Raw genomic sequence first — 19,339 nt, forward strand, 5'->3', positions numbered from 1 at the left:
TCACCGAGGGTGAAGGTCAACACGGAGGCCGTGGTTCCCTGCGGCGGGGCACCAGCACACGCGCCGCCAGCGCCACCACCAGCGGCAGGGCGGTGACGGTCAGCATGGTGAGCCGCAGCGCGTCGGCGAAGTCGAGGCCGAGGTCCAGACCGCCAGCCTGCCGGAGCAGGTTCGGGTCGTATCCCACACCACCGGGGCTGTACGCCATCCCGCCGCGCACGGCGTCCACGGCCTGCTCGGCCCGGGTCTCCGACACACCGCGTGAGGCCGCGTCCGCCAGCCACCGGTGTTGGAAGAAGACGTTCAGGAGCAGCAGGTAGACGGTGGGCCCGAGCGCGTAGCCGGTCATCCCGAAGGCCATCTGCACGGAGGCCACCGTGCCGGAGCGTCCGGCCGGCGCATGGGAGAGGACCGTCTCGGACACCGACGCCGAGGTGACCAGGGAGCCCAGGTTGCTCAGCCAGGTGGCCAGGATGAGCAGCCACACCGCCATCGTGGGGCTGACGGTGCCCGCCATCAGCAGCCCGCTCGCCGCCATCAGCAGCAGTCCCGCGACCATCACCGGCCGCGGGCCGTGCGTCCCCACCAGGCGCCCGGCCTGGATCACGGCCGTGGAGATCAGCAGGGTGCCCGGCAGGTACAGCAGTCCGATGTCCTCGGGGGGCAGCGAGAGCACCACGCTGCCGAACTGCCCGAGAGCGACGCCGAGTCCGGCGGCGAGGAAGTTCAGGGTGAGGTTCGCCGCCAGGGCCGCGTCGAACGGGCGGCTGCGGAACAGCGCCAGGTCCAGGGCCGGTTCGGGGGTGCGGCGTTCATGCAGCACGAACAGTACGGCGGCGGCCGCGCCGACCGCCAGCGGCACCCAGGTCCGGGGCCGGGAGACGCCGCTCTGCGCCGAGGCCAGGCCGACGACGAGGGCCAGCAGGACCACTCCGACCAGGGCGACACCGGCCATGTCGAGCCGGCGGCGCGGACCGGTGGGGGGATGCGGCACATGCCGGACGGTCAGCCGCAGCGAGACCAGGCACAGCAGCGGCGCCACCAGGAACAGGAACCGCCAGCCGACGGTCGCCACCGCCCAGCCCGCGAACGCGGGGGTCAGCCCGAACAGGACCATCTCGACGGCGGTGAAGACCCCGATGGCCGCCGGCCGTCTCTCCGGCGCCACCGATGCCTTCAGCAGGGCCAGCGGCACTCCCAGCAGCGCGGTCATGCCGAGTCCGTTCACCAGGCGCATCGCCAGCAGGAAGCCGTAGCCGGGGGAGAGGGCGCACAGCAGGTCCGCCACCGTGACGACGAGGAGTCCCAGCACCAGCAGCCGCTTGAGTCCGAAGACGTCCCCGAGACGGCCCGCGGCGAGGACGGCGGTGGCCATCACCAGTGTCGACGCGCCGCCGAGCAGCCCGAGGAACTCCGGCGGCATCTGGAGGGCCCGGCTCACCTGCGGCAGGTTCAGGCTCAGCACCAGCGGGTCGACGACCGTGACCGCGAAGGCGATGGCGAGTCCGAGGACGGCCGGCAGGTCCGCCGCGTCGACACGTGACCGGGACGTCGGCACCGCACCCACCTCCGTGCCCCGCGTCGTACGCCCTCCGACGGTGGCGACGTTAACCCGGCCGACGCGTCGTCCCGGGCTTTCCGGACGCAACGCGCCGGGGATCCGACCCGCCTCCGGGCCGTCCGGCCTCTTCGGGCGTCCTCAGCCCGGTGTCAACGTCACGACCAGCACATCGCGGTAGGCGGGGCGGCTGCGGTCCACCGGGCGGACCGGGGACACGCTGTGCAGGGTGCGACGGTCGTCCCCCAGCAGCAGGGTTCCCGGCTCGTCGAGGGTGACCGCCAGCAGCCGCCGCCCGTCCGGGCCGAAGACGGAGCTCTCCCCGCCGGCGGCGTTCTGCCGGCCGACCAGGAGCGAGGACACCAACGTCACCCCGTCGCGGTGCCGGCCCTCCGGTGTGGGCAGCCCTTTCGTGTCCGCCGACGCCACGACACGGAACGGATGCACCTTCGCGTCCCACACCGCCGGCTCCTCCAACGCCGTCGCGACCCGTCCGAGCAGGCGCAGTACGGCCCGGAACACCGGGTCGGCCACGAAGGAGCCGGTCAGGGGCTCGAAGGTGCGGTCCACGCCCACATACAGGGGATTGCTGTCCTCGGGCTGCACGAAGGGCGCCCGCGGCAGCACCCCGATCCGGCCCGTCGCCGGGGCGAGCGAGAACTGTCCGTAGCGGCGCAGCCGGCGCGCGCCACGGGCGGAGGCGTAACGGTCGGTGCTCAGCGCCTCCCAGTGGGTGCGGAAGCGTTCCCAGGCCCCGCCCTCCGCGCCGACGCACCAGGTGGTGACGGCGGCGGGCATGACGTGAGCACCGCGGGAGACCAGCGCCTCGCGGGCGGCCTCCACCGGGTGGTCCTGCACGGCCCCCACGGGATGGTCCTGCACGGCGGCCTGCCTTCCTCCGGCTTGCACCGGACGCTTTCCAGCGACTTCCCCCGAGATGCCGAACGAAACGGGTGAATCCGGCAGAACGGTGGATAAGGGGTTGCCGGTCCTGGTCGACGGCGGGCCCACCGCCGTCGACCGCCTCACTCCGCCGTCGACCGGTTCAATCCGCCGCCTGCCGCCTGCCGCCTGCCGCCTGCCGCCTGCCGCCTGCCGCCTGCCGCCCGCCGCCGCACCCGCCCCCTCCGGCCGCTCCCCGTGGGGCCGTTGTTAGCCTGCGCGCTGGAATCGTCGTCCGAACAGGAGTCCAGCCGTGGCCCACCCCGCCGCCCGCGTGGCGCTCGTCACCTGTCGTCCCGGGCCGGATGTCGCGGTGGACCACGATCTGCCGTCGCTCCTGCGCGAGTTGAGGGCGGCCGGGGCCGAGGCCGAGGCCGTGCGCTGGGACGACACGGACGCCGACTGGGCCGCCTACGACCTGGCCGTGATCCGCTCCACCTGGGACTACAGCTGGCGGGCCGCGGAGTTCACCGCCTGGGCCGAGCGCTGCGGCACGGCCACCCGGCTGGCCAATCCGGCGGACGTGGTCCGCTGGAACGCGGACAAGCGCTACCTCGGGGACCTGGCCGCCTCGGGCGTCCCGGTCGTCCCCACGCGGTACATCGCCCCGGGCGACCCCGTCGACCTGCCCCGCGACCACGAGTACGTCGTCAAGCCCACCGCGGGCGCGGGCGCCCGCTTCGCCGCCCGGTACCTGCCCGGGGAGCACGCCACCGCCGTACGGCAGCTCGCGCGGATGCACGCGGAGGGGTTCACCGCGATGGTGCAGCCCTACGCGAAGGGGATCGACGCCACCGGGGAACGGGCGCTGCAGTTCTTCGGCGGGCGGTTGCTGCACGCCAGCCGGAAGGGGGCGGTCCTCGAGCCCGGCACCCCCTACGACCGGCGCAAGGTGGCCCACCCCCGCCTGGAGCCGTGGACCCCGGCCCCGGCCGAACTCGCCGTCGCCGAGAGCGCCCTGGCCGCCGTGCCCGGCACGCCGGAACTGCTCTACGCCCGCGTCGACCTGGTGGACGACGCCGACGGGCGGCCGTGCGTGATGGAGCTGGAGCTCATCGAGCCGAACCTGTTTCTCGCGCTGCACCCGGAGTCGGTGCCCGCGGTCGCGTCCGCGATCATCACGGCTGCCCGCTGACCGCCACCCGCTGCAACAGCCCCCAGGTGAACTCCGCCGCGCACGCGTGCCGCACGCCCGACGCGTCCGGAGCGGTGAAGGCCAGACCCCACCTGGTGGGGGCCGTGCCCTCCAGCGGCCGGGCCGGGGCGAAGGCGCGGGCGGCCTCGTCGACCGTGCAGGACCACGGGGTCAGGTCCTCGACGGTCGCCGGTCTCCGGACGGGCGCGCCCGGCGCCCGGACCAGCCACTCGTTCCACACCACCCCGTTCGGCGCCACCAGCACCTCGAAGCGCAGGTCCGGCCAGAGCGGGACCGGCCACAGCAGGGCCTCGCAGTCCAGATCGCCGATCCGGCGGGGCGTCACCGACTCGGGCTCGCCCAGGACCGAGCGGTAGCGCGAGACGGCGGAGCGGGCGCGCGGGGCGCGCAGCATGGCCTGCCAGCGGCGGTTCGCCTCACGCATCCGGGAGACCGGCACCCCCAGCTCGCGCCGGGCCTCGTCGACGAGGCCCGGATTGTGGTCGGCCATGCGGCGCAGCAGCACCAACTGGAAGTCGAGGGGGGTGAAGGGGCCGGTGGGGCGTTCGGCGGGCGGCATGCGGTCCATCCTCCACGACCATTGCCCGGCGCGAGCCACTGTGACTAGCCTGTGTTCGCCATGCCGATCGTGAGTTGAAATTTCGAACATATAGAGAGGGGACCGGTCGTGGGACGCCTCGTACCTGCCGTGACCCGGGCTCTCGACATCCTGGAGCTCTTCCTCGACGGGGACGGGACGCTCTCCGCCCCCGACATCGTGCGCAGACTCCGGCTGCCGCGCACCACCGTGCACGAACTGGTCACCACGCTCGCCGCACGCTCGTACATCGTCCAGGTGCCGGGGCAGCCGGGACGCTACCGCCTCGGCGTGCGCCCCTACCAGCTCGGCAGCCGCTACGCCGAACAACTGGACCTCGCCGCCGAGGGCCAGCAGGTCGCCCGGTCCGTCGCCGAGACCTGCGACGAGACCGTGCACGTGGCCATCCTCGAGGGCACCGACGTCATCTACATCGCCAAGGTCGACTCCACCCACGCCGTGCGGATGGTGTCGGCCGCCGGGCGCCGGCTGCCCGCCCACTGCACCTCGGTCGGCAAGATGCTCCTCGCGTCCCTGCCCGAGCAGGAACTCGCCGCGCGCATCCCCGACGGCACCGAACTGGCCGCGATGACCCCCAACAGCATCACCGACCCGTCGGCCCTGCGGGAGGCCCTGGCCGGGATCCGCGGCCGCGGCGTCGCCGTGGAGAACCGCGAGTCCAACCCCGACGTCAGCTGCGTCGCCGCCCCCGTGCGCGACCGCACCGGGCAGGTCGTCGCCGCGCTCTCCGTCTCCGTACCGATGATCCGCTGGAGCGACGAGCGCCGCGCCGAGCTGGAACAGCTCGCCGTCAAGGGCGCCGGCGAACTGTCGGAGCGCCTCGGCCACCGGAGTGCGGGATGACCCGGTACGAGATCGCGGTACGGGAGCACGCCGCCCTCGGCGAGGGCCCGACCTGGGACCCGGAGGCCCGGCGGCTGATCTGGATCGACATCCTGGGCTCCCGGGTGCACACCTACGATCCCGCCTCCGGACGCCGCACCGTCATGGCGACCGAGCAGCACGTGGGCGCCGCCAAACCGCGCGCGGGCGGCGGCCTGGTCGTCAACCTCCGTGACGGCGTGGGCCTGTACGGCCCCGGCGGCGCCGACTTCCGCTGGCTGCACCGCGAGCCCGTACCCGGCCGCCGAGGCAACGACGCGGCCGTCGCCCCCGACGGCTCGCTGTGGGCCGGCACCATGCGCTACGACGAGGCGCCGGGCGGCGGCACCCTGTCCCGGATCGGCGCCGACGGCACGGTCCGCACCGTGCTGGACGACGTCGCGGTCAGCAACGGCACGGGCTGGAGCCCCGACGGACGGCTCATGTACTACATCGACTCCCCGACCCGGCGGGTGGACGTCCTCGACGTGGGCGACGACGGGCTGCCCGTGGGCCGGCGCCCGCTGGCGCACGTCGAACGCGGCTTCCCGGACGGGCTGACCGTGGACGCCGACGGCTGCGTCTGGGTGGCGCTGTGGGACGGGGGCGCGATCCACCGCTACACCCCCTCCGGCGGCCTCGACCGGGTCCTCGACCTGCCCGTGCGCCGCCCCACCGCCTGCGCCTTCGGCGGCACGGGCCTGACCGACCTGTACATCACCACGGCCCGTACGGGCCTGGACGCGCCGCATCCGCTCGCCGGCTCCGTGCTGGTGGTCCCCGACGCGGGAAAGGGCCTGCCGCAGCCCCCGTTCCCCGGCTGACGCCGCTGACCCCGCCCCGGAACCGAGAGGACGCCATGTCCCGCACCGCGCAGGCCGCCCGGTTCACCCTCGACCCCGCCTTCACCGTCGGCACGGTCGACCCCCGGCTCTTCGGCTCCTTCGTCGAGCACCTCGGCCGCTGCGTCTACACCGGGATCTTCGAACCGGACCACCCCGCGGCCGACGAGGCCGGCCTGCGCACCGACGTGCTGGAGCTGGTGCGCGAACTCGGTGTCACGGCCGTGCGCTACCCCGGCGGCAACTTCGTCTCCGGCTACAAGTGGGAGGACTCGGTCGGACCGGTCGACCGCCGCCCCCGCCGCCTGGACCTCGCCTGGCACTCCACGGAGACCAACCGCTTCGGGCTCGGTGAGTACATCGCCTTCCTGAGGAGACTCGGCCCCCACACGGAGCCGATGATGGCCGTCAACCTCGGCACCCGCGGCGTCGCGGAGGCCCTGGAACTCCAGGAGTACGCCAACCATCCCTCCGGCACGGCCCTGTCGGACCTGCGGGCCGCGCACGGCCACCGGGACCCGTTCGGGATCCGGCTGTGGTGCCTGGGCAACGAGATGGACGGCCCCTGGCAGACGGGCCACAAGACCGCGGCGGAATACGGCCGCCTTGCCGCCGAGACCGCCCGCGCCATGCGCCAGATCGACCCGTCCGTGCAACTGGTCGCCTGCGGCTCCTCCCACCGGTCCATGCCCACCTTCGCCGCCTGGGAGGCGACGGTGCTGGCCGAGACGTACGACCTCGTCGACCACATCTCCCTGCACGCCTACTACGAACCCACCGACGGGGACGTCGACTCCTTCCTCGCCTCCGCCGTGGACATGGAGTCCTTCATCGAGAGCGTGATCGCCACCTGCGACCACGTCGGCGCGAGGCTGAAGTCGACGAAGCGGATCAACCTCTCCTTCGACGAGTGGAACGTCTGGTACCGGTCCCGCAGGCAGGAGCACGCCCGCTCCGCCGACCCGGGCGACTGGCCCGAGGCCCCGCGCCTGCTGGAGGACGCCTACAGCGTGACCGACGCCGTCGTCGTCGGCTCGCTCCTCATCGCGCTGCTCCGGCACGCCGACCGGGTCACCGTCGCCTGCCTGGCCCAGCTCGTCAATGTCATCGCCCCGATCATGACGGAGCCGGGCGGCCCGGCGTGGCGGCAGACCACGTTCTTCCCCTTCGCGCACGCCTCGGCGTACGGCCGCGGCACGGTCCTCGACGTGCGGGTGGACTCGCCGACGTACGAGACGCGCCGCTACGGCGAGGCCGACCTGCTGCACGCCACCGCCGTGCGCGTCGACGACGGTTCCGTCACCCTCTTCGCCGTCAACCGCGGCCGCACCGGGCCCCTGCCCCTCGAAGTCGCCCTGGGCGGCCTCGGCCTGACGTCGGTCGTCGAGCACATCGCGCTCGCCGACACCGACCCGGACGCGGGCAACACCCTCGCCGACCCCCAGCGGGTGACACCCCACCAGGTGTCCGGCACCCGCCTGCGGAACGGCGCGCTGAGCGCCGTCCTGGAACCGCTGTCCTGGAACGTGATCCGGCTCCGGTGAGCCGGGCCGACGCGGGTCGGCGAGGTCGGGTGCGGTGCGGCGGCGCCCTGGACGCGCTGGGAGGAGGGACGCTCCCGCGGTCCGCGACGGTGCGCCCGGGGCGCTGTCAGTGGCGGGTGCCATGCTGACACCTGTTCCGAGCAAGGGCCCAGGAGGGTTTCATGTCCGACGACGAACTGCAGCTCACCATGTCGCCGACCGGTTTCCAGGCCGCGTGGTACGCCACCGACCTCGGCAGGTTCCGTCCGTGCCGCGGTACCTACGAGGTCTACCCCTACGAGAGCATCCCGCCGCTGGACCCCGGCAGGTTCACGGGCTCCTTCGACTGGCTCGGCGGCGTCGGCGACCTCGACCCGGAGCAGGCCGACCGGCTCGGCCGCCTGGCCGAGAGCCTGTCCGCCCTCGGTGTCACGCTGCCCGGCGACTTCGTGGCCTTCCAGACGGCGGCAAACCTGCACAACCGCCTGGGCTGGGTCTCGGTCACCGGGTGTCGGAGGGACATATCCGACCCGCTGCCCAGCCCGGTGGAGGACGGCGCCTACCTCGTCCGCTTCCTGCGCGACCAGCAGGACTGTGTGTTCTGGTACCTCTACCTCCGCCCTTCGGGCGAGGCGTTCGTGGTGTTCTCCGGCGTCGACTACGAGGAGTACGCCGCCCGGAAGGAGGAAGGGGAGAAGGAGAGCGGCGACGAGGTGAGTCACCGCGAGGCGCACCGGCGCGGGATCGGCTGGTGCGCGCCGACGTTCGAGGAGTTCGCCTACCGTTTCTGGGTGGAGAACCGGCTCTGGTACGCGACCGATGACGACGACACGTCCGGGCTGGAGCCCGAGCTGTGGGACTACCTGCGCCACTACGCCCCGCCCGAGGCGGCGTCGGTGGACGGCACGCGCTGAAGGCACCGCGTGCACCACGGGTACCGCAGGTGCCGCACGAGGGTGCGGCGCAGTGCGGCCATCGCTGCGATCGCCCCGTGCCCACCCGGACCGGGCAACCGCTCGCCGCGGCGTGCGGTCCGCGCCGACAGTCACCACCGCGCCGGTCAGGTCGAGCGGACCGGAGACACCGGAACTCCCCCTGCCGCCCGGCCCAGCAGCGTCAACTCGACCCTTCCGGGCCCTGAGGCGGTGGTCCCGTCGGCGAGGATCGCGAGGGCGAGCGTGTTGGTGCCCCGGGTGTCGAGCACCCCGTTCGGCAGGACGAAAGTGTGCTGCGGGCCCACGTCGTTGATGTACTGGCCCATGTTCCAGCCGTTGAGGAAGATCTGCACCCGGTAGGCGCGGTCCGGGTCGTCCGTGAGGGTCAGCCCGATCGACGCGTCCGTGCCGGGATCGACGGCCGGCCGGAACCGCGTCCGGTACCAGACCACGCCCTGCCGCCGGTCCGCGCGCGGCAGGACCGCCGGCTGCCAGTCGCCGTCCGCGAACCCGGGCAGATGCCAGCCGTGCCGCTCCCCGTACAGGCCACCGGTGTTGAGCGGGCCGCGCACCGGGTCGGCGGTCGTGGCGCCCTGGAGGCGCCAGCGCACCGCGGGCGGCGCGCCGTCGACGTCGAAGGTGACGGAGGCCAGCCCCCGCCCCGCCTTGTGGGTGTCGTTCGCCCGCCCGTCCTCGTCGTGCTGCATCCGGCGCACGAGGACGGACAGCACGTGGGGTCCGGGCGCCCGGGCGGCCACCGGGAACGTCGCCGTCGCCGACCAGGTCCCCTTGCGCACGGTGTCCTTGTCCGGCACGGGCATCCGGTGGGTGCCCAGCGGCTGCCCGTCGAGCCACGCCATCAACAGCCCCTGCGTGCCCGTGACGTACGCGAGCGAGACGGCCCCGGCTCCGGCCGCGCCCTCGAAGCGGCCCCGGTACCAGACGTCCCCGTAGTGGAAGCCGTAGTCGTCGGCGAACAGGACGGGCCCGGCGGCGGGCACGGGAGTCGTGCTGTGCGACGACGTCAGGTCCGCCGCCCGCCATGCCGAGTCGTCGAAGCCGGCGGCGGACTCCGGGTTCTCCTCCTTGCGGCGCCACCCGGTCAGCGCGGGCAGCCGGACCGGTCCCGCGCCCGGCAGTCGGCGCACGGCGCGCAGACCGCCGCAGCGGGTGGGGCGCATCGGCCGCGCCACCCCGTTCCAGACGACCTCGCCGACGCCGCGCGGCGCCCACACCTCCAGGTCCGCATCCTCGACCGTGTCGCCGGTCAGGTGCGCGGTCGTGCCGCGCAGGGCGGCGGTGCGCAGCAGCGCCGGGCCGTACACCAGCACCGCGCCGGACGGGGTGTCGCGCCGCCACAGCCGCACGGACGTCTCGTCGTCCGCGAGCAGGAGCAGCAGCGGCCGTGTCACGCCGCCGCCCTCGATCAGCACCCGGGTGAGCCCGCCGAGGCGGGCGTCCACGCGCAGGGCGCCGTCCTCGTACGCGTGCCGCGCGCTTCCCCCCAGCACCGTGACGGCAGGCCGGTCCGCGCACTCCAGCACGGTCCGCGTCGCCTCGCCCGCGCGCCCGGTGAACACCGCGATGTCCTGGCGCCCGGCGGTCAGCCGCAGCATGGGCTGCGCGGAGGAGTACCGCAGCGTCCGCTCCCCGAGGGAGATCCCGGTGGCCAGCAGCCGGGCGTCGCGTCCGGGGACGGGCACGCGGACGGTCGTCCCGGCGAGCGGGACGGCGGCGGTGATCTCGGCGGCCGTGTCGTTGCGCAGCACACAGACATGGGCCCGGGTGTCCGGATGGACGAGGTGGTAGGCCCGCAGCCCCGGTCCGCCGCCGGCGTCGATGTCCTCCGCCCGGTCCAGCGCGGCCAGTTCGGGCAGGCACTGCAGCAGGTGCCCGATCTGGTGCATCGGGACCAGCTTGGCGGTGGGCCGGCGGGCCTCGTCGAGGGCGGCCCCGTAGTCGTACGACGTGTAGACGACCGGGGCGGGCAGCCAGCCCCAGGAGGTGCCGCCGAAGGTCATGTAGACGTTGTGGATCTTGATGCCGTTGGCGAGGTTGGTCAGGTAGAAGCGCCGCTCGTACGCCGCGTCCCGGGTGCGGCGCGACTCCGCGTACCCCTTGCCGCCGAACTCCACGCCGCCCCACGGGTCGAACCAGCCGCCCCCGAACTCGGCCAGGAAACCCGGCGTGCCGGGGCTCGCGGTCGACCCGCCCTTCGTCCCCCCGGGGCCGAAGTACCCCCAGTCCGGGGGCGTTTCGGAAGGCGAGGGATAACCGTCGAAGCCGTACAGCCAACGCCCGTGCTCGCCGCCCGTGTCGAAGGAGCCGGGGGTCCAGTGGCCGTTCCTGCCCTTGTCGTTGTGGAAGAGCGGCACGTCGATGCCGTCGGCGCGGACCTTGGCGTACAGGTGCGCCATGTAGGCGCGGCCCTCCGGTGCGGTGACATGGTTCGCGTACTCGTTCTCCAGTTGGTAGAGGACGACGGTGCCGGTGCCCCTGGTGTACAGGTGCCGCACCGCGATCCGGTTCACGGCGGTCAGCCACTCGTCCACGTACGACAGATACGTCGGATCGGAGGTGCGGGCCGTGCCCGGGGTGGCCGTCAGCCAGCCGGGGAAGCCGCCCGCGTCGACCTCGGCGTTGATGTACGGGCCGGGGCGCAGGATCACATACAGGCCCGTCTCGGCGGCCGTGCGCAGGAACAGGTCCAGGTCCCGCACGCCCGTGAAGTCGTAGGCGCCCGGGGCGGGGGAGTGGTAGTTCCAGGCGACGTAGACGCTGACCGTGTTGTAGCCGTACGCGCGCAGTTTCTCCAGGACGTCCCGCCACAGGGACGGGCTCGGCAGCCGGAACGGGTGCACCTCCCCGGACCACAGCACGACCCGCCCGCCGTCGACGAGCAGCGAGTACCGGTCGAAGCCGACCGTGTGCGCCCGGCCGTCCGGGACCGGCGGTCCGGGGGCGGGCCCGGTCGGGGCGGTGGCCGCGGCGCACACCGCGCCGCTCCCACCGAGCGAGAGGCCGAGCGCGGCGCTGCCGGCGATCGCGCCGAACGTACGTCTGTTCAACACCAAGACAGGCTCCTCGGGGCGCGGGTGCCGTCATTGTTGCCCCGGTGGGGCCCGGCGACGGCGGCATGAGGTCCGCGCCACGGGCGGATTACCCGATACGGGCGTGCCCCGGGTGTGTCTGCGGGGTTCCGGCGCGGTAATGACGGGCCGTCAGTCCGGGTCGGCCCGGCTGGGGCGGCACAGGAGCGGTTTGGCCAGTTCGGCGCAGGGGCGGTCGCCGTGGGCGCGGACGATGTCCTTGCCGACCTCGTTGGCCAGGTAGCGCAGGAAGCCGGCGGCCAGGGAGTCCGCGGGCGGCTCGCCGTACGTGTACGCGTACTCGGTCTGCCAGTACGGGTAGGCGCCTTCGTCGGCGCCCGCGAGCGTGGCCGGGTAGCCGTATGCGCACCAGCCTGACACCGGTGTGCGCGGTGGCGGCGCCGACCTCGCTGTGGCCGAGGGCGCCGCGGGTCGAGGCCACGGTGTCCAGCAGGGTCGTGGTGTCGTCGGCCTCGCAGCGGCCGGGCCTGGCGGCGTCCAGGGCCGCGCAGTCGTTCACGGTGACCGAGGGCAGCGTCCGGCCCGCCAGGACCTGGCGTTCGAGGGTGGTGCGGGTGCCGGAGCCGGGGTGGCGGCTGACCAGGTGGATGGGGACATCGTTCCCCTTCACCTGCCTCCAGTTGGTGATCTTCCCGGCGTAGATGTCCCTGACCTGTTTCAGGGACAGGTCCTGAACCTCCGCGTCCTCGCTCACCACGAGAGTGAACAGCTGCCGTCTCCAGCCGCGCCCACTGCCGGAACCAGGCCGCCAACCCCGGCTGCCGCGACCGGCAGGTCTTCTCGTACTGCTTCGCGGCCTCCCGCAGTATCGGCGCGAACGCGGTCGAGCCGGAGAGCGTGAGCGTCCCCTTGGCGCAGTCGAGCGGGGCGGCCTCGGCGTCGTCCCTGGGGACGACTACCTGGCGCCCGCCGGGGCCCGGTGGGCATCCGGATCAGATGCCGGGGCCGCCGCGTCGTCGGCAACGCCGCCCTCCGCAACGCCCCCGCGTTCCCCAGCGCCTCCTCCGCCCGCTCCACGAACGCCGGGTCCGGCATGCGGCGCCCGAGCTCCACCGATGCCACCGTGTGCTTGGAGTACCGCACCAGCTCGCCGAACTCCTCACGGCTCAGTCCGGCGTGCTCCCGCAGGGCCTGGACCACCGCCCCGAACGTCCGCAGACTGTCCGAGGACTCGGGTTCGCCGCCGCCCGTTCCCATCCCACCATCGACCACCGTCGGCCACCTCCCGCACCCATGGTCACGGCACGTGACGGGTACCGTCCAGTCCGTGATCGCGTACGCCGCGGCAGCGTACGCGGCGCCGACCTGGTGAAGTGGGCCTCCGGACCGTCAGATTGGGCGCATGACCGCACCACCCACCCCCCAACCTCCGGTTACCGTACGTGTGTTCACCCAGCGCTTCAGCGCCACCCCGCGCGGCGCCCGGCTCGCCCGCCACCTCGCCCTGAACCAGCTCCACTCCTGGGGCATCCCGCACGGCACGGACGCCTCCGACAGGGTCGCCGTGATCGTCGCGGAGCTGGCGGTCAATGCGGTCACTCACGGCCGCGTACCCGGGCGGGACTTCGAGCTGCGGCTCTCCCTGGTCACGGGAAGCGTCCGCATCGAGGTCGGCGACAGCCGCGGCGGGCCGCCGCACCCGCCGGGCCCCGGCGAGGCGCGGCAACCGCCGCCCCTGGCCGAGACCGGACACGGGCTGCTCCTCGTCGACGCGCTGGCCGCCCGCTGGGAGATGGTGGAGCGGGACCCGCCGCCCGGCAAGACCGTGCGCGCCGAGGTCGACGTACCGGGCCGGCTGTCCCTCCTCCGGGCCCGCCCGGTGTGACCCCTCGGCGCGACGCGGTCGGCTCAGCCCACCTGGTTGTACATCGCGCCCGCCGCCGGCCACCCCGTGGGCTCGGGGGTAGGTTCCGGCTGGGTGCGGCCGCGGACCTGGGCCGCCGTGAGGCCGCCCGCGGCGGGCATGCCGCGCCGGTTCTGCGCGGCCGCCGCGAGTCCGGGCAGGCCGGTCTGTGGGACGGGCTGCAGGGCGGCGGCGGGGGCGTACTCCGGGGCGTACTCCGGGGCGTACCCGGGGGGCGCCATGGGGACCGCAGGAGCCGCGGCCGCCGCGGCGGGCATCGGAGCGGGCATCGGGGCGGGCGCCGGCATCGGCATGGGGGCGGGGGCGGGTGGCGCCGGCAGCGGGGTCGGCATGGGGGCCGCCGGGGCAGGCAGCGGGGTCGGCGCGGGCACGGGGGCCGGGGCCGGGGCCGAGCCCGGGGCCAGGGGCATCGCCGCGGCCTGGGACGCCAGTCCCGTCATGCCCGCCCCGTTGGTCTGGCTGACCAGCCGGTCGACGGCCGCCGTACCCGAGCTGTAGCTGGTCCCTGTGCCCAGCTCGGGTACGGCGGCTCCCCTCCTGGTCCCGTAGAGCACCTGTTCCAGGGCGGACACCAGGCGACGCACGTCCACCTCGGGGCGCACCACGAGCCGCAGGAAGCGGCTGGATGAACCGATCTTGTTGCCGCACTCGCGGACCAGGATCCGGTGCTCGGTCAGCAGCCGGTCACGGACCACGGTGCCCTCCGCGCCCACGGGCAGACGCACGAAGAGGAAGTTGCCCTGCGACGGGTAGACCGTCAGACCGGGGAGCTGGGCGAGCTGGCGGGCCATGTCCAGGCGGTCGCGGCGGACCTGGTGCAGGCTCTCCATGTACTCGGCGCCGTGCTCCTTGAGCATGAACACCACGTGCTCGGCGAAGGAGTTCAGGTTCCACTTCGGCAGCATGGAGCGGACCTTGCCGGCGAGCGCCGGGTTGGCGACCAGATAGCCGAAGCGGATGCCGTGCAGACCGAAGTTCTTGCCCAGGCTGCGCAGCACGATGACGTTGGGCCGCATCACCGCGTCCTGGACGACGCTCGGCTCGTTCTCCGCGTCGGCGAACTCCAGGAACGACTCGTCGATCACGATGAGGTCCAGGTCCGCCATCGCGTCCATGAACTGCACGAGCGCCTGGCGGTGCACGAACCCGCCGTCGGGGTTGTTCGGATTGCAGACGACGGCGACGCGGGTGCCCCGCTTGCGGATGAACTCCGCGTACTGGGCCAGGTCCAGGGCGAAGCCGGTGGACTCCTGGAGCGGGAACATGTCGACGCGCTTGCCGGTCTCCATCGGCTGGTCGGTCCAGCGGCCGAAGGTGGGGACGGGGACGGCGAGGGACTCGTGGACCAGCAGATGGTCGATCCAGGTGATCAGCTCCGTCGAGCCGTTGCCCATCGCGACGCACTGCGGCGGGAGCTGGAGCAGACTGCACAGCTCGGACGTGATCGTGTCGGCGCTGCTCGGGTAGTAGGTGACGATCTCGCGCAGCCGGCCCGCCATCTCCTCGAACATGGCGGGGGTGGGGAAGTAGGGGTTGCACGGAATACAGAAGTCCACGGGCCCCGTCCCGTCGCCGCCCTCCCGCGTCAGCGCCGCCATCGACGGGCTGTGTGCTCCGTTGCCGCGGAACAGCGAGGTGACGTTGTCGGCCATGGAACCTCCGTATGGGGCGGACCCGGTGGGCAGGCGGGTCCGTCGTCTGTGGGTGGCCCGCGCGGGGGAGCACGGGCCACCCGGTCATACGGATACGGTGGCGGCACTGTTCAACGAGTGTGAAAACGGTGTGACTTCGGGAACCGGCAGCACCGGGGACGCGTCAGACGCCGAACGAGTGGATCGTCGTCGTGCGGTACGTCTGCCCCGGCCGCAGCACGGTCGACGGGAACGACGGCTCGTTCGGCGAGTCCGGGAAGTGCTGCGTCTCCAGGCACAGGCCGTCGCCCTGCCGGTAGGTGCGCCCGGAGGTGCCCACCAGTGTGCCGTCCAGGAAGTTGCCGGAGTAGAACTGCAGGCCCGGCTGGTCGGTGGCGATCCTCAGGGTGCGCCCCGAGTGCGGGTCCCGCAGCGTCGCGATGTGCTCCGGCCGGGCCGTGACGCCCTTGTCGAGGACCCAGTTGTGGTCGTAGCCCTTCGCCGTGACCTGCTGGGGGTGGCCCGCGCGGATGTCCCGGCCGATCGGCTTGGCCCTGCGGAAGTCGAAGGGGGTGCCCGCGACCGGGGCCAGTTCGCCGGTGGGGATCAGGCCCGTGTCGGTGGGTGTGTAGCGGCGGGCGGCGATCGTGAGTTCGTGGTCGTGGATGTCGCCGCTGCCCTCGCCCGCTAGGTTCCAGTACACGTGGTTGGTGAGGTTGACGACGGTCGGTCTGTCGGTCGTGGCCTCGTAGTCGATGCGCCAGTCGCCGTGCCGGTCGAGGGTGAAGGCCACCTTCGTCCTGAGGGTGCCCGGGTAGCCCATCTCGCCGTCGACGCTGGTGTAGTGCAGGACGAGACCGACGTCGGGGCCCTCGGCGAACGGTTCGACGTCCCAGATCCGCTTGTCGAAGCCCTTGGCCCCGCCGTGCAGGCTGTTGGCGCCGTCGTTGACGGACAGCTGGTGGGTCGTGCCGTCCAGGGTGAACCGGCCGTCGGCTATGCGGTTGCCGTAGCGGCCGATGGTGGCGCCGAAGTACGGGCTCTTCGCCACGTAGTCGTCGACGGCGGCGAAGCCCAGCGAGACATTGGCGTGCCGGCCGTGCCGGTCCGGGATCTCCAGCGACTGCACGATGCCGCCGTAGCTGAGGACCTTCAGGCGCGTGCCGCCGTTCTGCAGCGACCAGCGGTGCACCTTCGTGCCGTCGGCGAGCGTGCCGAAGAGCTCCTTCACCGGCGCCCGGCCGCCCGAGGCTGCCTGTGCCGTGCCGAGGGTGGCGGCGGTGACGCCCGCCGCCGTACCCGCGATGACCGTGCGTCTGCTCAGTTCCATGTGCGGCTCCCCTTTTCTTGAGGCTCGGTTCGCCTCCGGGGCGCCTGATCCGGTGTCGAGAGACCGACCGTGCTCAGCCCTGCGGGCCCCGCGTGCTCGCCCTCTCGACACCGGCGCGCCCCTTCGGCTCACTCGCCCGATGGAGGTTGAAGGACCCCGCCGGTGCGGTGGGGCCCGAGCTGGCCTACGAACCGGACTTGCGCTTGTTCCACACGTCGAAGCCGACCGCCACCAGCAGGGCCAGGCCCTTGATGACCTGCTGCCAGTCGGTGCCGACGCTGAGGAGGTTCATGCCGTTGTTCAGCACGCCGAGGACGAGACCGCCGATGATCGCGCCGAGGACGGTGCCCACACCGCCGCTCATGGACGCGCCACCGATGAACGACGAGGCGATCGCCTCGAGTTCGAAGTTCACACCCGCCTTCGGCGAGGCCGCGTTGAGGCGGGCGGCGACCACCAGACCCGCCAGGGCCGCGAGCACGCCCATGTTCAGGAACACCTGGAAGGTGACCCGCTTGTCCTTGACCCCGGACAGCTTGGCCGCCGGCAGGTTCCCGCCGATCGCGTAGATGTGGCGGCCGAAGACGGCGTTGCGCATGACATAGCCGTAGCCGACCACCAGGACGCCGAGGACGATGAGCACGATCGGCGCGCCCTTGTAGCTGGCGAGCAGCAGGGTGAGGGCGAGGATCGCGGCGACCAGGGCGACCAGCTTCAGCAGGAAGAGCCGGCCGGGCAGCACATCGAGCGCGAACTCCTGCTGCCGGCGCCGGTCCCGCACCTCCTGCCACACCACGGCGGCGATCAGGACGAGGCCGAGGAGCAGCGTGAGGTTGTGGTAATTGGTGTTCGGGCCGGCCTCGGGCAGGAAGCTGTTGCCGATCTTCTGCAGGCCGTCGGGGAACGGGCCGAGGGTCTGCCCCTTGAGGAGGATCTCGGTCAGACCGCGGAACAGCAGCATCCCGGCGAGCGTGACGATGAAGGACGGTATGCCGAGATACGCGATCAGGAAGCCCTGCGCCGAGCCGGCCACCGCGCCCACCAGCAGGCACAGCACCAGGGCGATCGGCCAGGCCACCCCGTGCTGCACCGTCAGCACGGCCGCGAAGGCGCCCACGAACGCGGTCAGCGAGCCGACCGACAGGTCGATGTGGCCCGCGATGATCACCAGCATCATGCCGATCGCGAGGATCAGGATGTAGCTGTTCTGCAGCACCAGGTTGGAGACGTTGCGCGGCAGCAGCAGGTCCCCGTCGGTCCAGATCGCGAAGAGCACGACGATCAGGCCGAGCGCGATCAGCATGCCGTACTGCCGCATGTTGCGCCGCAGTCCGTTCAGCATCAGCCGGAGCAGGCCCTCGCCGGAGGCCGATCCGCTCCTGCCCGGCGGCGCGGAGGCCGGGATCTTGTCGGTCACGTCGGTGCTCATCTCGTTACCTCTTTGTCCTTCGTCATATGACGCATCAGCACTTCCTGCGTGGCCTCGGCCCGTGGCACCTCGCCGGTCAGCCGGCCCTCGGCCATCGTGTAGATGCGGTCGCACATGCCGAGCAGCTCGGGCAGCTCGGAGGAGATGAAGACGACCGCCTTGCCCTGGGCGGCCAGTTGGTCGATGACCGTGTAGATCTCGTACTTGGCGCCCACGTCGATGCCGCGCGTGGGCTCGTCCAGGATCAGCACGTCCGGACCCGCGAAGATCCACTTGCTGAGGACGACCTTCTGCTGGTTGCCGCCGGACAGCTTGCCCACCGGTTCGAAGACGGTCGGCGCCTTGATGTTCATGGAGGTGCGGAAGCCCTCGGCGACCTGCCGCTCCTCGTGCTCGTCGACGATCCCCCGCTTCGCGACCTTGCCGAGCGCGGTCAGTGAGATGTTGCGGTTGATGGTGTCGATGAGGTTGAGGCCGTAGTGCTTGCGGTCCTCGGTGACGTACGCGATGCCGTGGCCGACCGCCTCCGCGACGGTCCTGGTGCGGATCTCCTTGCCGTCCTTGACGACCTGGCCGCCCGCGTGGCGGCCGTAGGCCCGCCCGAAGACGCTCATCGCGAGCTCGGTGCGGCCGGCGCCCATCAGGCCGGCGATGCCGACGATCTCTCCGCGCCGCACGTGGATCGACACGTCGTCGACCACCTTGCGCTGCTGGTCGATGGGGTGGTGCACGGTCCAGTTGCGGACCTCCAGGGCCGGGGCGGCCCCTTCCTCCGCCTGGTGCGGGGTGCGCTCGGGGAAGCGGTGGTCCAGGTCGCGGCCCACCATGCCGGCGATGATCCGTTCCTCGGTCGTCTCCCTCGCCTTCACGTCGAGCGTCTCGACGGAACGCCCGTCGCGGATGATCGTGACCGAGTCGGCGACCCGGCGGATCTCGTTGAGCTTGTGGGAGATGATGATCGAGGTGATGCCCTGGCTCTTCAACTCCAGTATCAGGGACAGGAGTTTGCCGCTGTCCTCGTCGTTCAGAGCCGCCGTCGGCTCGTCGAGGATGAGCAGTTTCACCGACTTCGACAGCGCCTTGGCGATCTCCACGAGCTGCTGTTTGCCGACGCCGATGTCGGCGACCCGGGTCTCGGGATGCTCGTCGAGGCCGACGCGGCGCAGCAACTCGGTGGCGTGCTTGAGGGTCTCGTTCCAGTCGATGAGCCCGCGCCGGGCGTGCTCGTTGCCGAGGAAGATGTTCTCCGCGATGGAGAGGTACGGCACCAGCGCCAGCTCCTGGTGGATGATGACGATGCCGTGCTGCTCGCTCGCCCGGATGTCCTTGAAGCGGCAGACCTCTGACTCGAAGAGGATCTCACCGTCGTACGTGCCGTGCGGATGGACGCCGGAGAGCACCTTCATCAGGGTGGACTTCCCGGCGCCGTTCTCACCGCAGATGGCGTGGACCTCGCCCTGCCGGACCGTCAACGTGACGTCCGACAGCGCCTTGACACCGGGAAAGGTCTTGACGATCGAGCGCATTTCCAGGACGGGTCCCGCCATGGTCGTGCCTTCC

General features: G+C 72.5%; 15 protein-coding genes and 2 pseudogenes. 6 read left to right on the forward strand and 11 right to left on the reverse strand.

Going from position 1 to position 19,339, the window contains the following annotated elements; all coding sequences use genetic code 11:
* Positions 1-16: 16 nt before the first annotated feature.
* Both ACFYMU_RS07675 and ACFYMU_RS07680 read right to left on the reverse strand, forming a co-directional pair.
* A complete protein-coding gene (locus ACFYMU_RS07675; RefSeq protein ID WP_388369403.1) occupies positions 17-1,558 on the reverse strand; it encodes an MFS transporter in 1,542 nt (513 codons plus the stop codon).
* A 141-nt stretch (positions 1,559-1,699) separates the two neighbouring features.
* Positions 1,700-2,440 carry a 2OG-Fe dioxygenase family protein gene (locus ACFYMU_RS07680; RefSeq protein ID WP_388369406.1) on the reverse strand — a complete coding sequence of 247 codons (741 nt, stop codon included), beginning with the start codon at positions 2,438-2,440 and terminating at the stop codon, positions 1,700-1,702.
* Between the two features lie 313 nt (positions 2,441-2,753).
* Here ACFYMU_RS07680 and ACFYMU_RS07685 point away from each other — a divergent pair, with 313 nt between their 5' ends.
* Positions 2,754-3,635 (forward strand): RimK family alpha-L-glutamate ligase, encoded by an 882-nt coding sequence (locus ACFYMU_RS07685; protein ID WP_388369409.1) that lies wholly within the window; start codon positions 2,754-2,756, stop codon positions 3,633-3,635.
* Here the strand turns inward: ACFYMU_RS07685 and ACFYMU_RS07690 are convergent.
* Positions 3,619-4,224 carry a hypothetical protein gene (locus tag ACFYMU_RS07690; protein WP_388369412.1) on the reverse strand — a complete coding sequence of 202 codons (606 nt, stop codon included), beginning with the start codon at positions 4,222-4,224 and terminating at the stop codon, positions 3,619-3,621. The genes ACFYMU_RS07685 and ACFYMU_RS07690 overlap by 17 nt on opposite strands.
* Positions 4,225-4,323: 99 nt before the next feature.
* Between ACFYMU_RS07690 and ACFYMU_RS07695 the strand changes: the two genes are divergently transcribed.
* The 4 genes from ACFYMU_RS07695 to ACFYMU_RS07710 all read left to right on the forward strand — a co-directional run bounded on the left by ACFYMU_RS07695 (position 4,324) and on the right by ACFYMU_RS07710 (position 8,394).
* A complete protein-coding gene (locus ACFYMU_RS07695) occupies positions 4,324-5,097 on the forward strand; it encodes an IclR family transcriptional regulator (RefSeq protein WP_388369415.1) in 774 nt (257 codons plus the stop codon).
* The gene (locus tag ACFYMU_RS07700; protein ID WP_388369418.1) at positions 5,094-5,939 is read left to right on the forward strand and encodes an SMP-30/gluconolactonase/LRE family protein; all 846 of its coding nucleotides are present in this window, start codon (positions 5,094-5,096) and stop codon (positions 5,937-5,939) included. The genes ACFYMU_RS07695 and ACFYMU_RS07700 overlap by 4 nt, the downstream gene beginning before the upstream one ends.
* A gap of 35 nt (positions 5,940-5,974) precedes the next feature.
* Positions 5,975-7,501: an alpha-N-arabinofuranosidase gene (locus tag ACFYMU_RS07705; protein ID WP_388369420.1), complete on the forward strand. Its 1,527-nt coding sequence runs from the start codon at positions 5,975-5,977 to the stop codon at positions 7,499-7,501.
* 161 nt (positions 7,502-7,662) lie between these two features.
* Positions 7,663-8,394 (forward strand): hypothetical protein, encoded by a 732-nt coding sequence (locus ACFYMU_RS07710; protein WP_388369423.1) that lies wholly within the window; start codon positions 7,663-7,665, stop codon positions 8,392-8,394.
* Positions 8,395-8,540: 146 nt separating this feature from the next.
* On the opposite strand, the gene ACFYMU_RS07715 is transcribed toward ACFYMU_RS07710, so the two are convergent.
* From ACFYMU_RS07715 to ACFYMU_RS07730, 4 genes and pseudogenes are all read right to left on the reverse strand, one after another.
* Complete coding sequence (locus ACFYMU_RS07715; RefSeq protein ID WP_388369426.1) at positions 8,541-11,489, reverse strand: beta-galactosidase; 2,949 nt, start codon at positions 11,487-11,489, stop codon at positions 8,541-8,543.
* A 147-nt stretch (positions 11,490-11,636) separates the two neighbouring features.
* A complete protein-coding gene (locus ACFYMU_RS07720) occupies positions 11,637-11,885 on the reverse strand; it encodes a hypothetical protein (RefSeq protein ID WP_388370336.1) in 249 nt (82 codons plus the stop codon).
* A gap of 58 nt (positions 11,886-11,943) precedes the next feature.
* Positions 11,944-12,222 (reverse strand): annotated as a pseudogene (locus ACFYMU_RS07725) (substrate-binding domain-containing protein); the annotation flags it as partial.
* A 245-nt stretch (positions 12,223-12,467) separates the two neighbouring features.
* A pseudogene (locus ACFYMU_RS07730) lies at positions 12,468-12,722 on the reverse strand (multiprotein-bridging factor 1 family protein); the annotation flags it as partial.
* Between the two features lie 145 nt (positions 12,723-12,867).
* Here ACFYMU_RS07730 and ACFYMU_RS07735 point away from each other — a divergent pair.
* Positions 12,868-13,350 (forward strand): ATP-binding protein, encoded by a 483-nt coding sequence (locus ACFYMU_RS07735; protein WP_388369429.1) that lies wholly within the window; start codon positions 12,868-12,870, stop codon positions 13,348-13,350.
* A gap of 23 nt (positions 13,351-13,373) precedes the next feature.
* Here ACFYMU_RS07735 and ACFYMU_RS07740 read toward each other — a convergent pair whose 3' ends face one another.
* The 4 genes from ACFYMU_RS07740 to mmsA form a co-directional block, all read right to left on the reverse strand.
* Positions 13,374-15,041 carry a pyridoxal phosphate-dependent aminotransferase gene (locus tag ACFYMU_RS07740; RefSeq protein ID WP_388369431.1) on the reverse strand — a complete coding sequence of 556 codons (1,668 nt, stop codon included), beginning with the start codon at positions 15,039-15,041 and terminating at the stop codon, positions 13,374-13,376.
* Between the two features lie 163 nt (positions 15,042-15,204).
* Positions 15,205-16,350, reverse strand: coding sequence for an aldose epimerase family protein (locus ACFYMU_RS07745; RefSeq protein WP_388369434.1), 1,146 nt, complete (start codon positions 16,348-16,350; stop codon positions 15,205-15,207).
* A 184-nt stretch (positions 16,351-16,534) separates the two neighbouring features.
* The gene (mmsB, locus tag ACFYMU_RS07750) at positions 16,535-17,779 is read right to left on the reverse strand and encodes a multiple monosaccharide ABC transporter permease (protein WP_388369437.1); all 1,245 of its coding nucleotides are present in this window, start codon (positions 17,777-17,779) and stop codon (positions 16,535-16,537) included.
* A complete protein-coding gene (gene mmsA / locus ACFYMU_RS07755) occupies positions 17,776-19,326 on the reverse strand; it encodes a multiple monosaccharide ABC transporter ATP-binding protein (protein WP_388369440.1) in 1,551 nt (516 codons plus the stop codon). Before mmsA ends, mmsB begins: the two co-directional genes overlap by 4 nt.
* Positions 19,327-19,339 lie beyond the last annotated feature (13 nt).

It is taken from the genome of Streptomyces sp. NPDC007264 (assembly GCF_042869095.1).
Taxonomy (GTDB): Bacteria; Actinomycetota; Actinomycetes; order Streptomycetales; family Streptomycetaceae; genus Streptomyces.